This is a genomic window from Methylobacterium sp. WL103, from assembly GCF_008039885.1.
GTDB classification, from domain to species: Bacteria; Pseudomonadota; Alphaproteobacteria; order Rhizobiales; family Beijerinckiaceae; genus Methylobacterium; species Methylobacterium cerastii.
This window is the reverse complement of record NZ_VRUX01000551.1, coordinates 1-2,773: the sequence shown is the minus strand read 5'-3', so window position 1 is coordinate 2,773 and position 2,773 is coordinate 1. Positions and strand designations below refer to the sequence as shown.

Below are 2,773 nucleotides of genomic sequence, written 5' to 3'. Positions count from 1 at the left end.
CCCCTCGAAGTATGGCCCCCGCCCGCCCAAGCTGCCGATCCTGAGCGAGTGCCCCGAGGGCATGGGCGAGCAGTACGTCAAGGATGCTGGCGCCTACCCGCTGGTTCGGAAGGGCGAGACTGTCGTCTTCGATCCGTCCCGGCGCGAGCTGACGCACGGGGCACTATGCGTGATTGAGTGGCACGGCGGCACCCGTGACGTGATGCTGACCCACTTCCGCGAGATCGGCGGACAGGGTGAGCCGCAGTGGTGGGTCGATCCGGTCAACCGCGTCGGTGCCGGGACGGTCTACGCGAGCGATGGCCCCTACGACGCCGACCACCTGCGCCAGAAGATGGTTGGCACCGTCGTCGGCGTGCTGGTGCCTCAGCGGGAGGGTGAGCCGGTGCGCGAGCTAGAGGCCGCGACGGAAGCCAAGCCTGCGCAGTCTAAGACGGGTGACGAGATCTCCGCGGCCAGGGACCGGGCGCGTGAAGCGGCGGCTGCGGCTGCCCTTGATGACGAAGCCCTGCCGAGTGCGGTGTCGGCCGAGATGCGGGCCGCCATCATGCGGCACGGCGAGGTCATGGAAGCGACGAAGCTCCGCGGCGACGAGACCAACGAGGAATGCGACCGCGACGCCGACATGCAGATTGAGGCCGAGCACGCCGTAGCCCATGCGCCAGCACACTCGCTCGCCGACCTCCGCGCCAAACTGACGTACCTGCTGCCGATGATGGCGGACAGCATGTTGGATCGGATGCACGTCGAGCATCTGAATGCGATCCGAGACGATGTGGACCGGCTCTGCCGATCGGCGCCTCTCTCGGTGGACGACACCGCCGATCCCGCTCTCGGCGCGATCCAGGCGCACATCACGGCCCGCGCCGCCTTCACGGAGATCTGCAACCTCGCCGATGAGGCGTGGCGCCAGGAGAAAGGGCTGGATACGTCCGAGGCTGCGATGGTGCCTGTGCGGGAGGCTTGGGAGACGGCCTGCCACGCGGATACGGAAGCCTGGAACGCGGTCTTTGAGACATCTCCGACGACGATTTCCGGCCTTGTGGCCGTGATCCGGCACGCCCAGCGCTGGGCATCCGAAAACGTGGGCGTGATCGGTGGAATGACCCTGGGCGAGATCTTGGGAGCCATCGCCGGGAACGCCGCGCGTCTCGCCCTTCACTCCACGGCTGACGATCCCGCGGAGACGGACGAGGCGGCACAAATTCGGCTGGCGGCAACGCCGTTCGTCCCAACCGACCCCAACGGCCCCTGTCCCATCCCGTCGAAGGCGGAGTGGATCGAGGCGGCGAACGGGTCACTTCGGTGGCTGCGGCTGGGGTTCGTGATGCTGTGCGCGAGACGGGAAGATCTGACGGCCTTTCTTCGAGACCAGCCCGAGGACGAGTTCCGCGACCTCATGAGCGGTCTCGGCGTGGCCGCACGCAACCTCGCGCAGATGGCCCGCCTCGCGCACGATGCTCAGAACCGCATCATCATCGGAACGGCCATTCTCGCCGAGGAAGAACGGCTGTCTGGCAACGGCGGGGAAGTCTGACCATGAGCAACGTCCTCACATTCGCCCCGCGGCCCAAGGTGGTCGCCCCTGTCGAACCGGCGCCGATGGGGGAGGCGGAGATCCGCACTCGCCTCGGCGAGGCCCTACAAACCGCCCTGGATGCAGCCGACCATATCATTGCGGTGCTGGATCGCATGGACGGCGACGCCGATGCCGAGGACGGCGGGGATGCTGAACCCGCCCTCGCCGCCCCTGAGAACCACCACGTCAGTCAGGTCGTGTGGATGCGAGGGAACGACGGGGACCGGGAGGCCGAGGCGCCGGAGGTCGTGCTGCCGGTCGTGGCGGCTGAGTGCTCGGTGATCCCGTTCGCTCCCCTTCCCTGGGGCGGCCGGGGCAATGTCGTGGCGGCTGCCGGCGTGGCGCTGCTCAACATGGTCGGAGGACGCTAATGCCGAGCCTTGCTGCGGACTCAGCCCTTCTTTTTGTAGGTCTCGATGGCGTCGCGGCATCCAGGTGAGAGCTTGGACATGTTTTTGGCGAAACAAGCTCGCGTTTCAGGCCCGTCCTCCGGCGGCAGACCGGCGCAAAGGGTCGTGAAGTCGCCAGCACACAGCAACTGCATGGAGGCCTTATCCTCGGAGGACACAGGAGCGGCCATGGCCGTGCTCGCAACGAACGTGGCAAGCGCGAAGCCGACCCCAAAGCGTACCAACATCAGGTTCTCCCGAGACGCCCGGTTGATCCGGGTCGAAAGCCAGAACGTTGGCGGATGTGCCATGGTTGCGCTTAGTGTGCCCTGTTCCAGATTGCTTCGCTCTCGTAGTCAGGCTCTGGCAACGTCATCACGACGGCCGGCCTAGCGCTGCTCATCATGGTGGCGGTGAGGTAGGCGTTGGCGCTTCGCTCCGCGGAATAGCGGTAGCCAAGCAGGCACAGGCCGCCTTCGATCACGATGCGCTTTGTCCTCGCTGTCAGCCTGCCGACGATGATCGTCGGGTTCACGCGCTACAGCCGGGATCAGAGCCTCGACGTCCTCGGCCGGAACCGCTTGTTCCTGCTGACGATGGCCCTCGGGTCAAGCATCGGGACGTTCATCGGCGGCCAGCTGCTCGGCATCGTGCCCTCGTCGGTGCTGCTGACGGTGCGTAAGCGCTCGGTGGAGGCTCGGCGTTGTATTTCGGTCGCGTCGTCTTCCTGAAGGCCGGCTGACCGAGGGGATGACCGTGCGCCGATCTGGATGTTTTGCGGTGACGAGATGCTTTTCTAGCCCGA

At 66.4% G+C, this 2,773-nt stretch carries 3 protein-coding genes and 1 pseudogene; 3 read left to right on the top strand and 1 reads right to left on the bottom strand.

Going from position 1 to position 2,773, the window contains the following annotated elements:
* Positions 1-1,537: hypothetical protein (locus tag FV222_RS22180; RefSeq protein ID WP_210248505.1), on the top strand; the 1,537-nt coding region annotated here is incomplete at its 5' end.
* A 2-nt stretch (positions 1,538-1,539) separates the two neighbouring features.
* Complete coding sequence (locus FV222_RS22175) at positions 1,540-1,950, top strand: hypothetical protein (protein ID WP_147815657.1); 411 nt, start codon at positions 1,540-1,542, stop codon at positions 1,948-1,950.
* A 20-nt stretch (positions 1,951-1,970) separates the two neighbouring features.
* Here the strand turns inward: FV222_RS22175 and FV222_RS22170 are convergent, their stop codons facing one another.
* A complete protein-coding gene (locus FV222_RS22170) occupies positions 1,971-2,279 on the bottom strand; it encodes a hypothetical protein (protein WP_246685598.1) in 309 nt (102 codons plus the stop codon).
* 186 nt (positions 2,280-2,465) lie between these two features.
* On the opposite strand from FV222_RS22170, the pseudogene FV222_RS22165 reads away from it, so the two are divergent.
* Positions 2,466-2,699, top strand: a pseudogene (locus FV222_RS22165) (hypothetical protein); the annotation flags it as partial.
* Positions 2,700-2,773 lie beyond the last annotated feature (74 nt).